The sequence below is a fragment of the Staphylococcus auricularis genome (assembly GCF_001500315.1).
Lineage (GTDB): Bacteria > Bacillota > Bacilli > Staphylococcales > Staphylococcaceae > Staphylococcus > Staphylococcus auricularis.
On sequence record NZ_LLER01000001.1, the window covers coordinates 78591 to 99530 of the forward strand.

Sequence of the window (20940 nt, forward strand, 5' to 3'; positions counted from 1 at the left end):
CGTATGGCAGAAACGTGTGTCACTGTATCGGTTTATCATTCACTGAATGCATAGATGACATCAATGGTTTCATATTATCCACTATATGATGGGTTATACCCCTTTTTCACAATTTTTAAGTCAAATATAGGTCAATCTTTATATCTTCATAAAATGATTATTTGCGATAAGAGGGGGTAGGTGATTAATAAATCTTAAACTAAGATGAGGTGAAAGGATTTTATGTTACTTGAAGAATGGAAACAAGAGAAAGAAACCATGCATCTGTTATCCCAAATTTTAGGAAAATATAAACTTGAAGCAGCGTATCAACAACCTCAATGGGCTCATGTCCCGTTGGATATCACTGTACAAGGCTTTACGACAGGCATGTTGCATTGTGAAGATAAAGATTTTTCAATTACGGTTAACTTACTTGATGATGAAATTGAAATTCGTGCAGGACGCAATAAATCCTTTATTCCGTTAGAAAATGGCACAACAATCAAAGATTATTACGAAGAGATTCGTGATTTCTTAAAACAAAATGGCGTGACTGTAGAGATTAATACGACGCCACAAGAAGTCGAAGATACAACACCATTTGAACAAGATACGACACATCATCATTATGACAGCGAAATCAGCAACAAAGCACTCGACATTATGAAATTTGCGTATCATGCTGAATCTACATTTATCGCATCTCTTCGCACAAGAAAATTCCAATCCGGTTTATTCTGGGGTACGTTTGATATTTCTAGTGCGATCATCAACAATGTGCACCGTCCATTTGAAGATGATGACAAAGTGATTGAACGTGCCGCATTTGATGAAGAGATGATCGAATTCGGCTTCTGGTTTGGTGATGATCAGTTTAAAGGGCCTACGTTCTTCGTGATGTCATATCCATTTGCGGAAGATGATTTTGAATGCCATGAAGACTTCCCAGATGGCAGCTATTTCGATGGCGATATGGGCGAGTTCTTGTTAGAAGTTTCAGATTACGGCCAAGATACGGTGAAATCAGTCGAGAAATTCTTATATGAATCATATAATCTTTTACAATCTTACTTGAACTGGGAAGATTGCGACCATTTCCACTTACCACTGAAAATGAGTGAAAACCACTTAGATTAATTAGAATCATTTAGCCAACTGCGAATTTAAGATAGAGAAAAATGAAAGGTCTGGAGGCTTAATATGAAAGCGTTAATTTTAAATACGACGTTAAAAACAGGTGACGAACCTTCACATACGGAAGCTTTAGCGAATGAAGTTATAGATATTTATCAACAAGAAAATATTGAAACTGAAATGGTGAGAGTGACAGATTACGATGTAAAATACGGAATCGATAGTGATATGGGGGATGGCGATGAATGGCCACAAATCTTAGATAAAATTCTCGACGCGAACATCGTACTCATCGGTACACCCCTTTGGTTAGGTGAGAAAAGCAGTGTTGCTAACTTAGTCATTGAACGTATGTACGGTAGTAATAGTATTAAAAATGAAAAAGGACAAGCCGCATTTTACAACAAAGTCGGTGGTGTGATTGTGACAGGTAATGAAGACGGAGCGAAACATGCATCAGCGTCAGTGCTTTATGGATTGTCACATATCGGATTTACTATTCCGCCAAATGTGGATGCCTATTGGGTCGGAGAAGCAGGACCAGGCCCTTCTTATAGAGATATCGATCATGAAAATGAATTTACCAAACAACATGTACAATGGCTCGCTTACAATACCATTCATATGGCACGTATTTTAGATGCAACACCTATCCCAAATGAAGGTAACCAATTAGATGGTTAATTGAAGCGGGTGTCGCTGTTGTGGTGGCGCCTTTACGAAGTGGATTGTTTGTTGAAAGGTAAGTAATAGTAATATAAAAAAGCCATTAAATGACTTCAACAAAGAAAGCATTTAATGGCTCATTTTGATTGGAAAAAGATTTCAAATTTGTTTCTGACAGTATATATCTTAGATGACTGGAATTAGTTATCTTCACCATCAACGTTAACTAAGATTTTAGCTTGTTTTTTGTCGTTAGCTAATAATTCAAAGCCGTCTGGAACTTCATCAAGTTTGATTTCTGAAGTAACCATTTTGGGTGAATTGATACGTTCATTTTCAATTAATTCCATTGTATCTAAGAATGTATCGTACGTATAACCAAGAGAGGCTTTAACGTTTACGAATGATTTAGTAAGTTGCGCAGGGTTCCAGTTGATTTCTTTAGAGAAGATACTCAAGATAACAACTTGACCACGTGCTCTTGTTAAATCAATAGATTGAACGAATGTAGGGGCAACACCTGCGACTTCAAATGTTACGTCGAAGCCATTTTCGAAACCTTCATTTTCTAAGATTTGATCTGAAGTGTAATCTTTAGAATTGTATACGGCATCTGCGCCCATTTCTTTCGCTAAGTTTAAGCGTTCATCAGATAAGTCGATGGCAACGATACGTTTCGCACCGGCACCTTTTGCACCTAAGATTGTAGCGATACCAATTGGACCTACACCGATGACAGCAACGGTTTCACCGAATTTCAAACCAGATTCTTTAATGGCTTGAATTGCAACGGCTTGTGGTTCAGTAAGTGCTGCATATTTAAGTGATAAATCTTCTGGTACTTTATGTGCGACTGTTTCTGGCACGTTTACGTATTGTGCGAAACCACCTGGACGGTTTAAGCCTAAAGTAGCCACGCCTTCAGTGTTATCGAAGCCTTCAGGTTGATTGTCTAACGTTAAAGCAGGGTTGATTACAACGCGGTCACCTTTAGCGACTTTAGTTACATCTGAACCCACTTCTTCTATAATACCTGTAAATTCATGTCCTAATGGGAATGGAAGAGTTCTTCCTGTAAATTCTTCTTCTTCTTCTGGTGTATTTAACGGACCATGAACATATTCGTGTAAGTCACTACCGCAAATACCAATCCAAGCCACTTTGACTTTTACTTCGTCAGCTTGAAGTGGACGGTCTTCCCAATCTTCCACACGGATGTCTTTTTTACCATAGTAAACTGCTGCTTTCATCATACATGTCCCCTAACTTTTAAAGATTCCACAAAGATAAGTTTAACACTACTTAACCGGAAGTTACAATAATGAAACTTAAATTAATATATAGAAAATATTTTGTTAAAATTTTCACAAATTCTGAGGATGCTGGGGTGGAAGGGGTTGGAAAAAGCGGTTCTGACGGTTCTTTTTTCCATAAAATAGACCAGGCAGTGACGCCTGGTCTTAAAATATATCTATGCAGTCGTGTGAATTAGTTATCTTCGCCGTCTACGTTAACTAAAATTTTAGCTTGTTTTTTATCATTAGCTAATAATTCAAAGCCGTCTGGAACTTCATCGAGTGAAATTTCTGACGTAATCATTTTAGAAGCATCAATACGACCATTTGCGATAAGTTCTAATGTATCTAAGAATGTATCGTACGTATAACCGAGTGACGCTTGTACGTTGACGAATGATTTAGTAAGTTGCGCAGGGTTCCATTCGATTTCATGAGCGAAAATGCTTAGGATGCTCACTTGACCACGGGCTTTTGTTAATTCGATAGCTTGAACAAATGTAGGTGCGACTCCAGCAACTTCGAATGTCACGTCGAAGCCTTTGTCGAAACCTTCACTATCTAAAATTTGTTGTGTATCGAAATTGTTGGAATTGTAAACCGCATCAGCACCCATATCTTTTGCTAAGCTTAAACGTTCATCAGATAAGTCGATGGCAACGATACGTTTTGCACCAGCACTTTTAGCGCCTAAAATAGTTGCAATACCAATTGGTCCAACACCAATTACAGCAACGGTTTGACCAAAGGCAAGTCGTGCTTCTTTAATCGCTTGGTTCGCAACGGCTTGTGGTTCTACAAGTGCTGCATATTTAAGGGGTAGATTGTCTGGTACTTTGTGTACGACTGTTTCTGGTGCATTGACATATTGCGCAAAGGCACCCGGACGGATAAGACCTAAGAAGCCGATACCTTCAGTATTGTCAAAGCCTTCTGGTTGGTTGTCAGGTGTTAATGAAGGGTTGATAACGACACGGTCCCCTTTAGCGACGTGTGTTACGTCTGCACCGATATCTTCCACAATACCTGAGAATTCGTGACCGAGTGGGAATGGAAGTTGTCTATGTGTATATTTATTTGGTTCTGCGGGTGTGTTGAGTGGGCCGTCAACGTATTCGTGTAAATCACTACCACAAATACCAGTCCAAGCGACTTTCACTTTAACTTCGTCTGCTTGAAGTGGACGGTCTTCCCATTCTTCTACACGGATATCTTTTTTACCATAGTATACTGCTGCTTTCATAGTACATGTCCCCTAACTTATTTAATCTATTTCTACAGAATATTTTAACACCAATAATACAAGATATATAATATTAAATCTGAAATTTTGTTGACGAAAATGGATTAGAACTGTATTTAATTTTTACACAATTTAAAATGTGTAACGATGGGCGTGAATGCGCGTTTGAAAATGTCGTGTGCGTGGTGCTGAGTTGTTCAATCATCAAATGGTACAAGCATGCGTTAAAATGAAATAGAAAGATTAGCTAACGTGATTACAAAGTAACAAAAAGGAGGTTACAAAATGGATATATCTGCGTTTGAACACTATATCGAGGTCGATCCAGCTCGTGTCGAAAGTCATACCGTCGATGGCTTGGCGCACTATATGACACAATTTATGAAACATATCCCTTTTGAAGATATTCATGTTCAGAACGGTGTGCCGATTTCTACGGATGTTGAAACTAACTTTGACAAGATCGTCCATCAGCATCGAGGCGGCTTCTGTTATGAGTTGAATACCCTGAGCCAGTACTATTTAAAGGCAAAAGGTTACACGGTAGGGAGACTGGCCGCAACCGTTTATACGCCAGAAGGTGACTTTGTATTTAAAGATTCACATCTAACGACATACGTCAAACTCGATGGGAGTACGTATCTTGTCGACGTTGGTTTCGGTAATGCATCTACCGTTCCAGTACCTTTGACAGGTGAGGTTGTTGATGATCATCATTCAGGTCTTTATCGCGTCATCAAAGGGACAACGGATGATTATGAGATGCAACAAAAAGTAGATGAAGCAAGCCCTTGGAAGACACAGTATAGTTTTGATTTTATAGACCGTCCGATAGACTATTTCGATGAGGTTATCGATAAGAACCAACATGATCCCGCATCCGGCTTTGTACAAAATTTAGTTGTGAGTCGTTTAACTGAAGAAGGCCGTTACACGATGTCACAACATCATTTAACGATTACAGATACGTCTGGACAGCAGAAATTACCTGTGACGTCGGATAATTATCGCGAAATCCTAAAAGATTACTTTGATATTGATGAAACGGTTAAAACGCTCGAACCGGCGAATGATTGAGTTTTAAAATAGCATTTATTGGAAGATAAGCAAGTTAAGTTAGCCACCTTAACTTGCTTTTTTGTTTAGCAACTTAGTTTGTCGATGGATTGAGTTGTTCTAGATAGGTTGGCAGCATTTCTGTGAATAAATCGATAAAGGTAAAGTAAGCTGATTTTTCAATATGTTCATCGACTTGGTGGGCTTGATCCATCGTACCTGGTCCGAACATGATGAACGGGAAGCCTTCTCCTTTATCTAATAGTAAATCTGAAGCATCTGTAACTCCGGGAGAAGCTTCTGAAGGGAGCGTCGTATTTAAGTATTTTTCACCCATCTGAATGGCGAGTTCGACGAGTTGATTATGACCAGTGGTGTACACAGGAAGTCTGGACATGTAAGCATCCATTTCTAAATCTGTGTCCTCCGTTTCAATTTGTGATAAAACGTCTTTGAAAAAAGTGATAAATTGTTCGTTGTCATGTTCAGGAATTGTACGAATATTGAATTCAGCTTCGGCATAAGCCGGGATAGAATTCACTTGTTCGCCACCTTTGATGAGTGTGTTATTCATAATCGCATGTCCGAGGAGATCATTCTGTTGATCGAACTGACTGAATTGGTCGTTCACGTCATGAATGAATTGAATGAGTGGCGTAATCGCATTAAATCCAAGCTCTGGCATAGAACTGTGAGACGCATGACCGCGAGAAGTAATCCGAATATCCATAGAGCCACGATGGGCGTAAATAATTTTATCTTGCGAAGGTTCTGCGATAATCAATGCTTCAACATCATTCATATAACCTTGTTGTTGGAATGCTTTCGCGCCTTCACCTACGATTTCTTCCCCTGTTGTGGCAAGTAGACGAATGCGTCCAGTATGGAGTAGGTTTTGATCGTGAATCTCAATGAGGCTGAGTACGAGTGCGAGTAATCCCGCTTTCATATCTGCTGTACCGCGACCATATAATTTTCCATCCATCTCAGTGAGCTTGAATGGATCATATGTCCATTTATCGTGGTCACCAGGTGAAACGACATCCATATGACCAGAAATTCCGAGCACAGGACCTTCTTCTCCAATTTCAGCGACTAGGTTCGCACGGTGTTCACCTAATTCGATAATCTTCGCCTCGATATTGTGGTCAGAGAGCAGTTGTTATAAATAACGACAGACTTCAAGCTCGTTGTGATTAACGGTATCAATCAAGATTAAATCTTCTAAAAACTGTAGTTTTTGTGCTTCACTAAATAGACTCATGCACACATCCCCTTTATCTAAAATCAGTAAGCTAGGAACCGGTGTCTTTTTACTGCGAATTTAAAATATGTGCCCTCCATTTTTGAACAATGTGGTGCGTTTGCTGCGTGTAGTTGAATATCTGAGTTGGGCGACAGTTCCAATCTCACTCCTTAAAGTATAACACTTTTAGGTTGTGTATAGTTGTAAAATTAAACTAAAAGTGTGTATTGTTTGTGTAGCGCATATATAGATTTTATTTTTATTTTGATAAATTTGTAGTTTGTAAGTTCTTGAAATAAAAATGTTGTGATGTCAATGGTTTGAGGATGAAATCAAGCGAATATTATCGAGTTATGAACGATTTAAGAATAAAATTTGACATATTTATTACAGAAATTTATACAAAAAGTGCCATTTAGTGTTTTAAAAGTTCATAAAAGGTTATATAATTAATAACTGCAAAGATAATCCGATAGGAATAGTAGGGATATTGGTTATCATATGAACGTACACTCAGGAAAGGCTATACTAAGTCGCTACCCACCCGGAGGAACTTTGCAAGGGAACAATATTGTAAAGATATTTATTTATACGTTAAGTACATGGTGAACGCCTAAAAATGGGCGCTGATCGGGTGCTTAAGGTATAAAGATGTAGTTCCTTTAATTTCATACCTAAGTCGTATATACTATACGTAAAGAATATTAAAGAGGTAGTATTATGGGTAGATTATCTAATAAAGTCGCTATTATTACTGGTGGCGCTTCAGGTTTAGGTGAAGTTACTGCTAGAAGAATGGTAGAAAACGATGCAAAAGTTGTTATTGCTGACTTAAACGAAGAGTTAGGTAACAAAGTTGCTGACGATATTAACAAAGACGGTGAAGGTAAAGCATTATTCGTTAAATTAGACGTAACTAGCGAAGAAGGCTGGAAAGACGCAGTTCAAAAAACAATTGACGAATTTGGTCGCCTTGACGTATTAGTTAACAGTGCAGGTATCAGCATTGCTAAAACTGTTGAAGATTCAACAATCGATGATTTCCGTAAATCATTCGCAATCAATGTTGAAGGACCATTCTTAGGTAGTAACGAATCAGTTAAATACATGAAAGAAAACGAAAATGGTGGTTCAATCATCAACATCGTTTCTATCGCTGGTTTAAGAGGTTTACAAAACGCTGCACCATACAGCACAACTAAAGGTGCATTACGTTTATTAACAGCTGCAACTGCCGTATACTACGCTAACCAAAACTATAACGTCAGAGTAAACGGTGTATATCCTTCTTACATCCGTACACCAATGTTAGAAGATGTTTACAGTGACGAAGAAATCGAAAAACTTAAAGACTTAATTCCAATCGGTTATTTAGGTGCTCCTGAAAACGTAGCAGACAACATTGTTTATCTTGCTTCAGATGAATCAATGTACGTTACAGGTACAGAACAAATCCTTGACGGTGGTCTTACAGCAGGTAACTAATTCAAGTTGCTTGAATAGCTGAAAGATTTCACAACAATTATTTATAAAATCATTTTTGGCCGGTTTCATCTGTAAGGTGAGGCCGGCTTTTTTATTGCGTTGTTTTATAATGTGGCGGTTGTAATTTCTAACAAATTCAGTAACTTTCACCTTTTTCAAATGTTTCTGGTTTAATTCATTTACTAAATGTGATAATTATGAAAGGTAAAGCATATTTTAATACGCAATATAGATTTCGCTTATGACCCAAGGAATAAGAATGTATTGCGACGAAACAACATGTCACAAACGAAGAATAGGAGGCCAAGAAACAGATGGAACATGTTAAAAAGCTGTTAATGCAACTAATTGAACCACTTACACAAGTTGAATTTTACCAAAAATTATTAGTTCATGTCTTAGTGATTGCGGCTTATATCATTATTGGTATGATTGTTATCGCTGTTGCGAAAAAAGTGGTTAGAAAAATTTTCAAAACGAATGCGAAAAAGAAAACACATTATAAAATCAAACGTAGTGAAACCCTTTCTACGTTAGTACAGAATTTGATTAGTTATATTGTCTGGTTCATCGTATTAACATCAATCTTATCACGTTTCGGTATTAGCGTATCTGCGATCTTAGCCGGAGCTGGGGTCATCGGTATCGCAGTAGGTTTCGGTGCGCAAACACTTGTGAAAGATATCATCACTGGTTTCTTTATTATCTTTGAAGGGCAGTTTGATGTCAGTGACTACGTTAAGATCAATACTGCAGGTGCGACGATTGCGGAAGGTACCGTAAGAACAATCGGTTTAAGATCAACACGTATTCAAGCAGATACAGGTGAAATCTTTACGCTGCCAAATGGTACGATCAGTGAGATTGTGAACTTCTCAGCAACCGATGTCTCACCACTCGTGATGGTACCTGTGTCACCGAAAGAAAATTACGAAGTGATTGAGAAAAAACTCCTTGAATTCTTGCCAACACTCAAAGATAAACATGACATCTTCGTGGATGCACCAGAATTACTCGGTTTAGATGACATTGATGGTAATCAAATGGTGATAAAACTGTTAGCACACGTGAAACCAGGTATGCATTTCCCTGGTGAACGTTTATTACGTAAAGAAGTTGTCCATTACTTTGACGAAGAAGGCATTGAAATTCCAAAACCGACACTTGTTAAATATGAACAACCAGAACCAGGATCAGAAGACACGCAACAATAAGAAATAAGTTATTCATAAGAAGTTTAGGAAGCGTAATGAAATTGACTGAGAAAGTGAATTTCGTTGCGCTTTTTTTATGTGTGTGGGCATTTTCAATCTATCACGTGCCAACAAATTGGGACTTTCGGATTTATATGAGTAAAAACAATATTTGTGAAGACTAAATAACACCTAAAAGATTGAGAAAGCTTTCACATAAATAACGAATATATTTATAATACACCGAATTTATATGCATTTTTATAAAAAATCTCAAAAAACCAAAGAAATCCCTAAATATTCCGTGCAATATAATATATTGTTTAGTAGAATTACGGTAACTACTCTTATGTATTACATAAATCAAGGGGGAAAAGAAATGGTAGATTTATTAATTGGTACTTTATTTTTATTTTTAGTGCTCGTTATGTTCACACTATTTACTTATAAGGCACCAAATGGAATGAGAGCAATGGGGGCTTTAGCAAATGCGGCGATAGCAACATTTTTAGTCGAAGCATTTAATAAGTACGTTGGTGGCCAGGTCTTTGGCATCAAGTTCTTAGAAGAATTGGGGGATGCAGCAGGTGGCCTTGATGGCGTCGCAGCAGCTGGACTCACTGCACTTGCGATTGGTGTATCACCTGTCTATGCGTTAGTCATCGCGGCAGCTTGTGGAGGTATGGATTTACTTCCAGGATTCTTCGCAGGTTACTTAATTGGTTATGTGATGAAATACACTGAAAAATATGTGCCAGATGGATTGGACTTAATTGGTTCAATCTTAATCTTGGCACCGATCGCACGTTTGATTGCGACACTGTTAACACCAGTGGTAAACAACACATTATTGAAAATTGGTGATATCATACAGAGTAGTACAGATACAAACCCGATTATCATGGGTATCATTTTAGGCGGTATTATCACGGTTGTAGGTACAGCACCACTCAGCTCAATGGCCTTGACCGCTTTACTCGGCCTGACAGGTATTCCAATGGCAATTGGGGCAATGGCGGCATTTAGTTCAGCATTTATCAACAGTACATTATTCCACAGATTGAAACTCGGTGATCGTAAAGATACGATTGCTGTAAGTATAGAACCGTTATCTCAAGCAGATATAGTCTCTGCGAACCCGATACCGGTTTACATTACGAACTTCTTTGGTGGTGCTGCAGCAGGACTCGTCATTGCGCTATCAGGTATGGTGAATGATGCAACAGGTACTGCAACACCGATTGCAGGATTCCTTGTCATGTTCGGTTTCAACAGCCCGTTAACCGTCGTGCTTTATGGCGTTGCTATGGCAGTCGTTGGGGGTATCGCTGGATTGATTGGCTCAATCGTGTTCAAGAAATATCCAGTCGTTACCAAACGAGACATGATTGAACGTGGCGTTGCCGATTCATCAAGATAAACATATGAAATATTTTCCAGGAAATAAAAAATTGAAATGAACGTGAATACCAATACTTATGATACGCTCATAGGTGTTGGTATTCTTTTTTGGTGGGGTAATGTTTCACTTTAGAAGTTCATTCAACAAAAATAGATGTCAATCTTATATAATGGAGAGAAAGTTCAAAATAGAGAAAAGAGGCATTTTATGGCAAACGAAAACAACGATAAATTAAAATGGTCGAGTTTGATCATGGGTACACTGTTGTTAATTATTGCAGTCGTGATCTTTAGTTATCCCGTAAGAAACTTTTATGTGTTAACGTGGCTCATCGGTTTGCTTATCTTAATCAATGGTGTGATTGGTATTACATTCCGAAAACGAGCGAAAGCTGCAGCTGGTGCTAATTCTAATATGATTTTAGTGACAGGAATCATCGATATTATCTTCGGCTTGATCGTATTATTTAATGTGGGTGTAAGCTCAACGTTATTCATCTATCTCTTCGCCTTTTGGTTTATCTTGAGTTCGATATTAGGATTGATGACGATGACCAATGGTGGGGCGTTACGTGCGTTAACCATTGTGACGAATATTTTAGGTATCATTCTTGGGGTACTTCTTCTATTCAATCCATTTATGGGAATGATTTTTGTATCCCTCATGATTGCTGTGACATTTGCGATTATTGGTATTATTTATGTGATTGATGGTATTTCATAATAAAAATATAAAGCTTTGAAAAGAGTGCACATGCTTTAGGGTTAACGGAACCTAAGTGCTAAAAAGTTATTTTCATAAGAGTGAGTCAGAGAAAAGGTTAAGTGAGTTAACGTTTCTGCCTCACTCTTTTTTTTAAGAATAACAGCACGATAGCGCTAGGGTGCTAGGTTTCTGGGTAAAATTATTATAAGATAAAAGTAAAACATCAATTTAAAGGTGGTATCGAGATGAAGGCGTATGATCAATCACAGAAACTCACACGAAATTGGGGTATCATCCTCGCGATTGTACTCGTCGCGTCGACGTTAAGAGCCCCGCTAACTTCTGTCGGACCTGTGATCGATGAAATCAAAGAAGTGATGGATATTAATAATAGTGTAGCAGGTACGCTCACGACGATTCCGTTGTTAATATTTGCGGCAGTGTCTCCGTTTGTCTCACGGATTGCTGGACGTTTGACGATGTCACGTACCGTACTCATTGCGATTCTACTACTCATCGTCGCATTATATGTGCGTGTAGCAGGTGGCTTTGCGCTCTTTATTTCAGGAACTGTCATACTGGGTATAGCGATAGCGATTGGTAATGTCGTCTTACCTAGTAATGTGAAATGGCGCTTTCCAATGCAAGTCGGGCTCGCTACCGGTCTTTATACTGCAACAATGAACTTTACAGCAGGTTTAGGTGGCGGTTTAAGTTACCCGTTATCTGAGACTGGATTAGGTTTTAGATTATCGTTAGCTTGTTGGGGTATTTTCGCAATTGCTGCGCTTATATTGTGGATTCCTTTGGCAAGTAAAGGTGCAAAGCAAGAACGAGTAACGACTTCAGATCATACAGAGGGCACTTCACAGAATGCGCATGTACCCGTTACGAAATCTAAACTGGCTTGGTTAATCGCATTGACCATGGGCTTCCAGTCTATGATTTTTTATACGGTCACAGCGTGGGTCCCTTCCATTCTCATGGACCGAGGTGTCTCTGCCTCAACTGCGGGTTATTTATTGATGATCAATCAATTTTGCCAAGTACCGATGACGTTCTTCTTCCCTGTCATTGCGGGTAAATTAAAAGATCAACGCATTTTAATTATCATTATTACTGTATTAAACCTACTCGGCTTTGGTTTATTCTTTACACATTCTATTGTGTTACTCGTCATTGGAATGATGATTGAAGGACTCGCTTTAGGTGCATGCTTCAGCTTGTGCATGACATTCTTTTCAATTCGTGCACGAACAAGTGAAGGCAGTATTGCACTCTCAGGATTTGGACAATCTATCGGTTATTTAATTGCTGCGGTTGGCCCATTGTTCATGGGTTATTTACATGATGCGACACAAAGTTGGACAGTCGGTATTATTACGCTCTTAGTCATGTCAGTTGGTGTATTCATTTTCGGGTATCCTTCTGCGAAAAACAACGTCATTGAAGATGATTTAGCGAAGTAATGTGAGATAGTTTGGGCTAATTTTTAAAAATGTGAAGAGTGCATGCTGATGCCTGTTGAGCGCTGTTAAGTGGTGTAAAATGAGTCGCTAAAGTGTAAGATGACTTTTAAAATTTTACTAGGCGGGTATAGCAATTGTAAGGAGATGTTGTTATGAATAGAACTTTATTTTGTCATATGATGATGACACTCGATGGTAAAATTACTGGTAACCATAGTCAATTTAGTGAAACGAAAAAAGGCGGCGAGCTTTATTACGAATATGGATTTACAAATGAAGCACCGCATCCCGTTGACTCATGGATTTCTGGACGCTCTACAGCTCAGAAACACTTTACAGATGGTAATGAACCTGAATTAACAACAGATCACGAAGCGGTCCCAGATGGCGACTTTATTGTAGATACAGATTTCGATCATTATTACGTTGTATTAGACGGACATGGTAGAGTAGACTGGCCGAAAGATACAATCGAATACAATGAATTTAAAGCGAAAGTCGTAGTTGTTGTAACTGAAGAAACAAGTGACGATTATAAAGCATTCTTACGCAATAAAAACATTCCATACGTGATTGCAGGTCAATCAGAAATTGGATTAAATGACGCACTAGACCGTTTACAACAAAACTTCCCAATGGAATCATTCATGGTCGGTGGCGGTGCAAAACTTAACTGGTCATTCATTAAAGCTGGTTTATGCGACGAATTAAGTCTTGTTGTTTCTCCAATCTTAGAAGGAGATCCTGAGGCAATTCCATTCGCATTACCAAACCGAGAAAATGACAGCACAGAACCGGTGCCGTTAGAATTAATTTCTAACGATACGATTGCAGATAGTACAATTTATTTACGTTACAAAGTAAAAAATGACTAATGTGAAACACATGAAAATATAAATATCAAAGTGGCCTCTATCCATATGAGATAGGGGTCGCTTTTTGTATGTGGTTGGCAGGATGACGAGATTACGGTAGCATTTGAAGTAATAACATGTGATTTTGACAGAAGGTGATGCAGTGGAGTTACAACAATTGATAGGTCCAACAGATAGTGTGATCTTACTTAGTCTTCAAGAACCTTATTTTAATAAAATTCTAAGTGGGGAGAAACATTATGAGTATCGGAAGCGGTTTAAAAAGCATTCGACTAAGGCGCTGATTTATATTTCTAAGACCCAGAAACAAGTGGTAGGCATGATTCAATTTGGTCAGCCTGTAATCGATCGTGTCGATGAAATTGCGGCTATAGCTGAACGAGATCAACCTGGTCATTATGATGCGATCAAGTCATATCTAGGAGAGGCTAAGCAAGGGTATGCGATTCCGGTTGAGGCTGTCTATTTGTTTGAACTTGTCACGTTGGCGGAGTTGAAACGGCAGGATCCCTCTTTTTCTGTGCCGCAATCGTATCGAGGGATTCAACCGTCTGATCCTATATGGGAACTCGTTCGACATCTTGAAGTGAAACAACGAGTGATTAGTGATGATTGCTAGATTCATGTTTGAGTGACGTGTTTAATTCAACGCCGTGCTCAGGTGTTTCATACAGTTAAAGTCGATAAACATGGTTACCCTCAGGAAGATGATGCTCGAAGGTATCCCATAACCACAATGCCAAATTTTCAGCAGTAGTATTAAAGTTGGGTAACGTTTCGTTAAGTAATTGGTGGTGCAATAGAGGTTGAATATGTTGGCTGTAGATCGCGTCAATCTCGTTGAAATCCATACCCATCCCTGACGTATTGATAGGAGAAAGCACGTCAACATAGAGATAATATTCGTGATTATGTAGGTCTTTGTGTTGTGTTTGCGTAAAATAAATGCGATTGTCAGCAGTAAAGTTATATTGTTGCTTAAGTACGACGTGTCCTTGACGATATTGCATAGTTTCAGGTGGTTGAATCTCGTTGAAATCCATCGTTTCATCCCCTTTATTTTGATGTGGTTAATACTGTTCTTTCTTATTATAAAGTGATGACGGTTTGATGTATAATCATCAACATTTGAGTTTAAAGATTTTGTTAAGACGAATTTTTAAAAATAAAGCTGATAGAAAAATAAGTGATTTTAAAATACCTCTCAAGCTTATTTTCAAGGCATTTTAAATCGAAAATGGAGATTTAATTTTTTAAAAATATAGCAACTTTCCAAAAATAGAAGATGACAATTAATTACCTTCTAGTATAAATGCACAAAAATATGTTACTATCAATTTATAATAATGTTAAGGAAGGTAGCGATATGAAAAATAAACTCGTATGGATTATTGCAGCAGTAGTTGCAATCATTGCATTAATTGTCGTAGCAACAGTGTTAAAACAAGTGAATAATAGCGAAAGTGCAGAAGATAAAGACGGATACGAAACGTATGAAGTCGAAAAAGAAAGTCCTTTAAAACTAGAAGGTAAAGCTTCTCCAAGTTCAGTCAAAACATACAACTATAATAGCCAAATTGGTACATATATTAGCACACAAGTGAGTGACGGAGATTCCGTAAATCAAGGTGATCCGTTAATCAGCTATGATGTGAACGGCGGCAAACGCCAAGATCTCGCTATAGATGATGCTCAAAGTAGCGTGAATGACGATTATAACAACATAAATCAAAAACCATATGACAATCAACTTCAAAAGAAATTAGCGCAAGATGAAAGTGCACTTGCAGATGCACAAAAACAATTAGATCAATATGATCAACAAGTGAACGACAGTGTTTACGCATCATTTGATGGTAAAGTCGACATCCAAAATAGTAAAGAAGTATCAGAAGGCCAACCGATTTTACAACTTGTCGCAGATGAGCCTCAAATCAAAACGTCTGTCTCAGAATATGACTTAGATAAAATCAAAGTCGGTGATGAAGTCGATGTGAAAATTTCAAACAACGGTAAGACAGGTAAAGGTGAAATCACGAAAATTTCACAACTACCAACAAGTTATGAAGATAAAATGAGTGAAAGTGCAGCAGGTGGCGGAGAAGCAGCTGCTGGTGGTGATGAAGGTGAAGACGGCGGCGGAAGCGTTCAAGCGTCTAACCCCGTTGAATCAGACCCAAGTGGTGGCAGTGATTCTGAATCATCTAAATACAGCGTTGTCATCAGTGATATCAATATCCCAATTCGTGCCGGATATTCTACTGATGTGAAAATTCCACTTAACTCTATTAAAATTCCGAAATCAGTACTTACAAAAGACAATAAAGTCTTTGTCGTAAACGATGAAAACAAAGTTTCTAAACGCAACATCAAGATTAATAAAGTAAACGGTGAAATCTTTGTAGAAAATGGTTTGAAACAGGGTGACAAACTCATTAAAAATCCGAAAAAGTATATGAATGATGGAGAAAAAGTTGAGGTGTCGTCATGATAGAATTGAAAGATATCAATCGACATTTTAAAAATGGTGACGAAGAAAATCACATTTTAAAAGACATCAACATCCGGATTGAAGAAGGTGAGTTCGTTGCCATCATGGGCCCTTCAGGTTCGGGGAAAAGTACATTAATTAATATCTTAGGCTTTATCGACCGAGGCTATGAAGGAGATTATCTTTTTAAAGATGAAAGCTATAAAGAAACCTCTGATAATGAACTTGCGAATATCCGAAATAAAACGGTAGGCTTTGTGTTTCAAAACTTTAAACTGATTCAAAACAACACGATTTTAGAAAATGTCAGCATCCCACTCGTCTACAGTGGCTTAGGTTCACAAGCACGCAGAGATCGCGTGAAACAAACGTTACACGACGTTGGTTTGTTCGATAAAGAAAACCTCGTACCTAATCAGCTGTCCGGGGGTCAACAACAGCGTGTAGCGATTGCTCGTGCCATTATCAATCAGCCAAAATTTATTATCGCCGATGAGCCTACAGGTGCACTCGATTCAAAGACATCGAAAGACATTATGGAACTCTTCATTCAATTAAATCAAACGTATAACACAACAATGATCATGGTTACACACGATCGCAAAGTCGCAGATCAAGCGGACCGCATCATTCACATTCTAGACGGTCGTGTACAACGGGAAGAGGTGGTAGAATGAAGAATTTACCTAACATTATTGCCATCTCGTTCAAATCAATTTTGAAAAATAAACGTCGTAACATCTTTACGATGATCGGGATTATCATAGGAATTGCCGCAGTTATTACGATCATGTCTTTAGGGAATGGTTTTAAAAAGACTGCGAATGACGAATTGACTGAATCCGGTGCAGGTAAAGACTCCGCAGTGATTGATTTTATGACCAGTAACGGGGAAGCTCCGAAAGATAATCCATTTAGTCCACAAGATATCGATACGGTAAAACAAATCGAGGGTGTTAAAGACGCCAAAGTGAAAGTGGATGATGACATGGGTTATTCCGCGAAGCTGACAAATAGCCAGAAAAAAGGTGAGGTCAACATCCTCAAACGCAAATCACTAGAAACGCCTGAGGAAGGTAAAGGTTTCGATGCGGATGATAATGAATTACAAAATAAAGTCGTCACGATCGATGATAAACTCGCTGATGACGTCTTCAATAATGATCCGATGGGTAAAACGCTTTATATCGAAGGCCAAGGCTTTGAAGTCGTCGGCATAGAAAACGATGCGATGAATGACTCAGCCGTACATATGCCGGCGAAGACGTTTGACCATTATATGGCAGACTTAAACCAAGAATTCCCATCACTGCAATTGACGCTTACGGAAGATGCAGATAAGAAAGAAACTGCGAACAAAGCTGCAGACAAACTCAATAAGAGTGGTTCAGGTGTTGGAGACGGAGAATACAGTTACACAGATATTGAAGAAATGATGAAAGGGATTAACAAAGTCTTTGACGGTATCACTTACTTTGTTGCGGCCGTAGCAGGTATTTCCTTATTCATCGCAGGTATCGGTGTGATGAATGTCATGTACATCTCTGTTGCCGAACGTACAGAAGAAATTGCGATCCGACGCGCATTTGGTGCTAAAGCACGAGACATAGAAATTCAGTTCTTAGTTGAGAGTGTTGTGCTTTGTATTCTCGGAGGATTAATCGGCTTAATCCTAGGCATTTTGATATCTAAAGGTATTGATGCCGTGACACCAGAATACATTAAGAGTGCGGTCACGATAGGCTCTATACTCACAGCAGTAGGTGTATCTACACTCATTGGTATCGTCTTTGGTTGGGTACCCGCACGCTCAGCTGCGAAAAAAGAACTCATTGATATCATTAAATAGATATAGTGTCATCCAGCTTCAGTTATCACGATATTAAGATAGAACAATCCCTCTAAATCAGACTTATTAGGACATAAGTTAGGTTTAGAGGGATTCTTTTTGTCTTCCTCATTTAATTGTTCAATATTATTGAGCTTGGTTGATCATTCGTCTTGAATGAATTAATGCGATCAGCGCAAAGATTGCGTAAACGATAGTATAGACAATCATGACGATGAAGACCGGGGTGTGTGATGAGCTACTCATGATGTTCATAAAGGCACTGGCTGCGAAAAAGCTGTGCAGCAATGCGATGATGAGAGGTAGACCAAAGTTGAATAGAACTTTGAGTGTTAATCCAGGCATCATATCACTGTTAGTAAATCCGATACGATGTAACAGTTTAAAGCTTGGTAGTTCATCTTCAGTTTCATCCATCTGTTTGATGTAAATGATACAACCCGCCGCGATTAAGAATGCAAAGCCTAAGAATGCTGAGACAAAGATCATGATACCCGCTGTTTGATTGTTTGATTTAGTGACTTGTCTTTTAGATTCTATGTCTGAGTTGACTTGTTGAGCTACTTTTTCAGCTTTTGCCATATCGTCTTGATTTTTGAGATTGTAGCCATGTTCAGTTACTTCTAATTCCTCTGTTCTGAGCGATTGATAGACTTGAGGACTCACTTCAAGCACGGGCGCCATAGCAGTAAGTTCTACAGGATAAACTTTATTTTCATCTTTAGACGTTACTTTTAATTTAGCGTTAGTTTTACCCTGTACTGTCACCGTTTGATTCAAGTTCACTTTGATATTTTGTGGGAGGCTTGATATGTTTGTGATTTTCGCTTCATTACCTTTGAGATGATTATTTGAGCTAAGCGTTGTTCTATTAATCGACGGCACATTGTCGCTTTCTACGGTGAACACTTTATTGTGTTTGACTGGCGATTGAAGCACTTGATAAGACGTTTTATTGTATGGAATATTTGCTTGTTGCAATTTGTTTTCGAATTGTGAAGCTAATTTATTTTCCACAATATCAAAATCTTCCGGCGCAGCTGCTTCGATTTGTTTTGCGGTTGAGACTTTGACAATCGTCGCAGAGCAAAGCACAGTGACCGTAATCGCTGAGATAATCGCAATAACAGTAAGTGACATCGCATTTTTCTTCATTCGATGCATAATAGAAGAAGTGAAGACCACATCGGTAATGCCTACGTGACCTTTTTTCAAGCGTTTCAGTGATTTGAAAATGACTGAAACTGTACTTCTAAAGAATAAATAAGCACCAACAATCGTTAAAGCTAAAATGATAAATGGTGTGAGTATATTTGCGAATTTATCCATCATTTCAGTTGATAAATAATATCCTAAGACAATCATGATGATGCCGAGCACACCACTTAGAACTTCTTTAGGTGTAATACGAGCCGTTTTAGCTTCTGTTTGAGAACTATCTTTCATCATAGTGAGGATACTACGTTTTTTAAGAAATTGTGCATTCTGTATGAAAATAAGGATATAAGCGATGACGAGTAACAATAACGTTACGAGTAAGGCCTTAGGTTCAAAGCTAATGTTGATATTAACTTTTAATTCCATAAGTTTACCTAAGATAATCAGTAACAGTTGAGAACTGCCTAATCCTAATAAGATACCGAGTATACCTGTTGCGACAAAGAAAGCGAGTTGCTCGATACAGAGCATTCTTAAAATATTACCTCTTGTTAGACCAATCAGTTGGAATAAAGCGAATGATTTTGTCCGTCTTTTAATAAATAAATGGTTTGCATACATTAAGAAGACGACGATGATGACAAATAAAGCGTAGAGCCCAACCATAGCTCCATTCTTGATGACACGTGCATTTTCTGCTGCAATTTCATCTGTGTATTTCAATGTAGCGAAGCTAAAGTAAATAATAATGCTTAATAATAATGAAATGAGAAACATTGCATAATGTTTCAAATTCTGTCTTAAGTTTTTCAGTACTATGTGATTAAAACTCATGAGTCACACCACCTAATTCGGTTTGCAGATGAATGATTTTTTGATAGAAGTCTGATTTCGAATTTTGTTTTTGATGGAGTTGTGAATGAATGCGTCCATCTTTCAACATGATGACACGTTGAGCGAAACTAGCTGCATACGGATCATGGGTTACCATGATGATTGTAGAATTAAATTGCGTGTTCATATCAGTGAGACGATTTAAAAGATCTTGCGCACTTTTAGAATCGAGTGCCCCAGTAGGCTCATCAGCAAAGATAATAGAAGGTTGATGAACGAACGCTCTCGCTGCTGCTGCACGCTGTTGTTGTCCTCCTGAAATTTCAGTAGGGTATTTATCTCCTAATTGGTTGATGTCTAAAGCTTCTGTAACCATTTGATAATTTTCTTCCATATCTTTATTGGACATCTTTTGAACGGAGAGCGGTAACATAATATTTTCTTTCACCGTTAAAGTGGGTAATAAGCTGTAATCTTGGAAGATAAACCCAAGTTGCGTTTTACGGAAATCTGCTAACTTTTTGTTATTTAACTTACTGATATCTTTTCCGTTCACTTCAACTCTACCTTTAGAGACTGTGTCTATTGAGCTAAGTACGTTCAGTAACGTCGTTTTCCCTGAACCAGAGTGCCCCATAATTGCGACGAATTCTCCCTCTTCTACTGAAAAATTAATATCGTCCAATGCGTTAAAAGGACGTTTAGTACCATATATTTTAGATAAATGATCTACATTTAAAATATCCATCGAATCACTCCTAAGTTTGTTGTTACATATAGTGTATGCCCGGAGTAAAGCTGGTGCCTTTATCTTAGATTACAAATGCGTAGGCAAAACTTACAGTGTTGTAAGAAAC

Annotated in this window: 18 protein-coding genes and 2 pseudogenes; 13 read left to right on the forward strand and 7 right to left on the reverse strand. The window is 38.2% G+C overall.

Going from position 1 to position 20940, the window contains the following annotated elements; translation table 11 throughout:
- The first annotated feature begins 222 nt into the window (after positions 1-222).
- Together APS80_RS00330 and APS80_RS00335 are read left to right on the forward strand one after the other, a co-directional pair.
- Entirely contained in the window at positions 223-1119 is an 897-nt protein-coding gene (locus APS80_RS00330; RefSeq protein WP_059106296.1) for a DUF5996 family protein, read from the forward strand.
- 63 nt (positions 1120-1182) lie between these two features.
- Positions 1183-1800: a flavodoxin family protein gene (locus APS80_RS00335; protein WP_059106297.1), complete on the forward strand. Its 618-nt coding sequence runs from the start codon at positions 1183-1185 to the stop codon at positions 1798-1800.
- Positions 1801-1982: 182 nt separating this feature from the next.
- Here the strand turns inward: APS80_RS00335 and APS80_RS00340 are convergent, their stop codons facing one another.
- Both APS80_RS00340 and APS80_RS00345 read right to left on the reverse strand, forming a co-directional pair.
- Positions 1983-3032 (reverse strand): 2,3-butanediol dehydrogenase, encoded by a 1050-nt coding sequence (locus tag APS80_RS00340; RefSeq protein WP_059106298.1) that lies wholly within the window; start codon positions 3030-3032, stop codon positions 1983-1985.
- Positions 3033-3270: 238 nt separating this feature from the next.
- Positions 3271-4320, reverse strand: coding sequence for a 2,3-butanediol dehydrogenase (locus APS80_RS00345; RefSeq protein ID WP_059106299.1), 1050 nt, complete (start codon positions 4318-4320; stop codon positions 3271-3273).
- A gap of 285 nt (positions 4321-4605) precedes the next feature.
- On the opposite strand from APS80_RS00345, the gene APS80_RS00350 reads away from it, so the two are divergent.
- Positions 4606-5397, forward strand: coding sequence for an arylamine N-acetyltransferase family protein (locus APS80_RS00350; RefSeq protein WP_059106300.1), 792 nt, complete (start codon positions 4606-4608; stop codon positions 5395-5397).
- 73 nt (positions 5398-5470) lie between these two features.
- On the opposite strand, the pseudogene APS80_RS00355 reads toward APS80_RS00350, so the two are convergent.
- Positions 5471-6640 (reverse strand): annotated as a pseudogene (locus APS80_RS00355) (ArgE/DapE family deacylase).
- 702 nt (positions 6641-7342) lie between these two features.
- On the opposite strand from APS80_RS00355, the gene APS80_RS00360 reads away from it, so the two are divergent.
- The gene (locus APS80_RS00360; RefSeq protein ID WP_059106301.1) at positions 7343-8107 is read left to right on the forward strand and encodes an SDR family NAD(P)-dependent oxidoreductase; all 765 of its coding nucleotides are present in this window, start codon (positions 7343-7345) and stop codon (positions 8105-8107) included.
- A 314-nt stretch (positions 8108-8421) separates the two neighbouring features.
- Positions 8422-9321: a mechanosensitive ion channel family protein gene (locus APS80_RS00365; RefSeq protein WP_059106302.1), complete on the forward strand. Its 900-nt coding sequence runs from the start codon at positions 8422-8424 to the stop codon at positions 9319-9321.
- A gap of 363 nt (positions 9322-9684) precedes the next feature.
- On the opposite strand, the pseudogene APS80_RS10950 reads toward APS80_RS00365, so the two are convergent.
- Positions 9685-9774: pseudogene (locus APS80_RS10950) on the reverse strand (hypothetical protein); the annotation flags it as partial.
- On the opposite strand from APS80_RS10950, the gene APS80_RS00370 reads away from it, so the two are divergent.
- The 5 genes from APS80_RS00370 to APS80_RS00390 all read left to right on the forward strand — a co-directional run bounded on the left by APS80_RS00370 (position 9773) and on the right by APS80_RS00390 (position 14370).
- A complete protein-coding gene (locus tag APS80_RS00370) occupies positions 9773-10720 on the forward strand; it encodes a PTS sugar transporter subunit IIC (RefSeq protein WP_232234374.1) in 948 nt (315 codons plus the stop codon). The pseudogene APS80_RS10950 and the gene APS80_RS00370 overlap by 2 nt on opposite strands.
- 189 nt (positions 10721-10909) lie before the next feature.
- A complete protein-coding gene (locus APS80_RS00375) occupies positions 10910-11425 on the forward strand; it encodes a DUF308 domain-containing protein (RefSeq protein ID WP_059106304.1) in 516 nt (171 codons plus the stop codon).
- 227 nt (positions 11426-11652) lie between these two features.
- Positions 11653-12876 (forward strand): CynX/NimT family MFS transporter, encoded by a 1224-nt coding sequence (locus tag APS80_RS00380; protein ID WP_059106305.1) that lies wholly within the window; start codon positions 11653-11655, stop codon positions 12874-12876.
- Between the two features lie 152 nt (positions 12877-13028).
- Positions 13029-13751, forward strand: a complete 723-nt coding sequence (locus APS80_RS00385) for a dihydrofolate reductase family protein (RefSeq protein WP_059106306.1) — start codon at positions 13029-13031, stop codon at positions 13749-13751.
- 142 nt (positions 13752-13893) lie between these two features.
- A complete protein-coding gene (locus tag APS80_RS00390) occupies positions 13894-14370 on the forward strand; it encodes an ASCH domain-containing protein (protein ID WP_059106307.1) in 477 nt (158 codons plus the stop codon).
- Positions 14371-14425: 55 nt separating this feature from the next.
- On the opposite strand, the gene APS80_RS00395 is transcribed toward APS80_RS00390, so the two are convergent.
- Positions 14426-14794, reverse strand: coding sequence for a 6-pyruvoyl trahydropterin synthase family protein (locus APS80_RS00395; RefSeq protein WP_059106308.1), 369 nt, complete (start codon positions 14792-14794; stop codon positions 14426-14428).
- A 323-nt stretch (positions 14795-15117) separates the two neighbouring features.
- On the opposite strand from APS80_RS00395, the gene APS80_RS00400 reads away from it, so the two are divergent.
- The 3 genes from APS80_RS00400 to APS80_RS00410 are packed head-to-tail and all read left to right on the forward strand — an operon-like array spanning position 15118 to position 18091.
- Positions 15118-16242 (forward strand): efflux RND transporter periplasmic adaptor subunit, encoded by a 1125-nt coding sequence (locus tag APS80_RS00400; RefSeq protein ID WP_059106309.1) that lies wholly within the window; start codon positions 15118-15120, stop codon positions 16240-16242.
- The gene (locus tag APS80_RS00405) at positions 16239-16919 is read left to right on the forward strand and encodes an ABC transporter ATP-binding protein (RefSeq protein ID WP_059106310.1); all 681 of its coding nucleotides are present in this window, start codon (positions 16239-16241) and stop codon (positions 16917-16919) included. Before APS80_RS00400 ends, APS80_RS00405 begins: the two co-directional genes overlap by 4 nt.
- The gene (locus tag APS80_RS00410; protein WP_059106311.1) at positions 16916-18091 is read left to right on the forward strand and encodes an ABC transporter permease; all 1176 of its coding nucleotides are present in this window, start codon (positions 16916-16918) and stop codon (positions 18089-18091) included. Before APS80_RS00405 ends, APS80_RS00410 begins: the two co-directional genes overlap by 4 nt.
- 126 nt (positions 18092-18217) lie before the next feature.
- Here APS80_RS00410 and APS80_RS00415 read toward each other — a convergent pair whose 3' ends face one another.
- Positions 18218-20083, reverse strand: a complete 1866-nt coding sequence (locus tag APS80_RS00415; RefSeq protein ID WP_059106312.1) for an FtsX-like permease family protein — start codon at positions 20081-20083, stop codon at positions 18218-18220.
- Positions 20073-20831 carry an ABC transporter ATP-binding protein gene (locus tag APS80_RS00420; RefSeq protein WP_059106313.1) on the reverse strand — a complete coding sequence of 253 codons (759 nt, stop codon included), beginning with the start codon at positions 20829-20831 and terminating at the stop codon, positions 20073-20075. Before APS80_RS00420 ends, APS80_RS00415 begins: the two co-directional genes overlap by 11 nt.
- Positions 20832-20940 lie beyond the last annotated feature (109 nt).

Excerpts from the sequence above, each read along its gene's own strand:
- APS80_RS00330 (WP_059106296.1), top strand. The coding sequence starts at position 223 with ATGTTACTTGAAGAATGGAAACAAGAGAAAGAAACCATGCATCTGTTA.
- APS80_RS00335 (WP_059106297.1), top strand. The coding sequence starts at position 1,183 with ATGAAAGCGTTAATTTTAAATACGACGTTAAAAACAGGTGACGAACCT.
- APS80_RS00340 (WP_059106298.1), bottom strand. The coding sequence starts at position 3,032 with ATGAAAGCAGCAGTTTACTATGGTAAAAAAGACATCCGTGTGGAAGAT.
- APS80_RS00345 (WP_059106299.1), bottom strand. The coding sequence starts at position 4,320 with ATGAAAGCAGCAGTATACTATGGTAAAAAAGATATCCGTGTAGAAGAA.
- APS80_RS00350 (WP_059106300.1), top strand. The coding sequence starts at position 4,606 with ATGGATATATCTGCGTTTGAACACTATATCGAGGTCGATCCAGCTCGT.
- APS80_RS00360 (WP_059106301.1), top strand. The coding sequence starts at position 7,343 with ATGGGTAGATTATCTAATAAAGTCGCTATTATTACTGGTGGCGCTTCA.
- APS80_RS00365 (WP_059106302.1), top strand. The coding sequence starts at position 8,422 with ATGGAACATGTTAAAAAGCTGTTAATGCAACTAATTGAACCACTTACA.
- APS80_RS00370 (WP_232234374.1), top strand. The coding sequence starts at position 9,773 with ATGGGGGCTTTAGCAAATGCGGCGATAGCAACATTTTTAGTCGAAGCA.
- APS80_RS00375 (WP_059106304.1), top strand. The coding sequence starts at position 10,910 with ATGGCAAACGAAAACAACGATAAATTAAAATGGTCGAGTTTGATCATG.
- APS80_RS00380 (WP_059106305.1), top strand. The coding sequence starts at position 11,653 with ATGAAGGCGTATGATCAATCACAGAAACTCACACGAAATTGGGGTATC.
- APS80_RS00385 (WP_059106306.1), top strand. The coding sequence starts at position 13,029 with ATGAATAGAACTTTATTTTGTCATATGATGATGACACTCGATGGTAAA.
- APS80_RS00395 (WP_059106308.1), bottom strand. The coding sequence starts at position 14,794 with ATGGATTTCAACGAGATTCAACCACCTGAAACTATGCAATATCGTCAA.
- APS80_RS00400 (WP_059106309.1), top strand. The coding sequence starts at position 15,118 with ATGAAAAATAAACTCGTATGGATTATTGCAGCAGTAGTTGCAATCATT.
- APS80_RS00405 (WP_059106310.1), top strand. The coding sequence starts at position 16,239 with ATGATAGAATTGAAAGATATCAATCGACATTTTAAAAATGGTGACGAA.
- APS80_RS00410 (WP_059106311.1), top strand. The coding sequence starts at position 16,916 with ATGAAGAATTTACCTAACATTATTGCCATCTCGTTCAAATCAATTTTG.
- APS80_RS00415 (WP_059106312.1), bottom strand. The coding sequence starts at position 20,083 with ATGAGTTTTAATCACATAGTACTGAAAAACTTAAGACAGAATTTGAAA.
- APS80_RS00420 (WP_059106313.1), bottom strand. The coding sequence starts at position 20,831 with ATGGATATTTTAAATGTAGATCATTTATCTAAAATATATGGTACTAAA.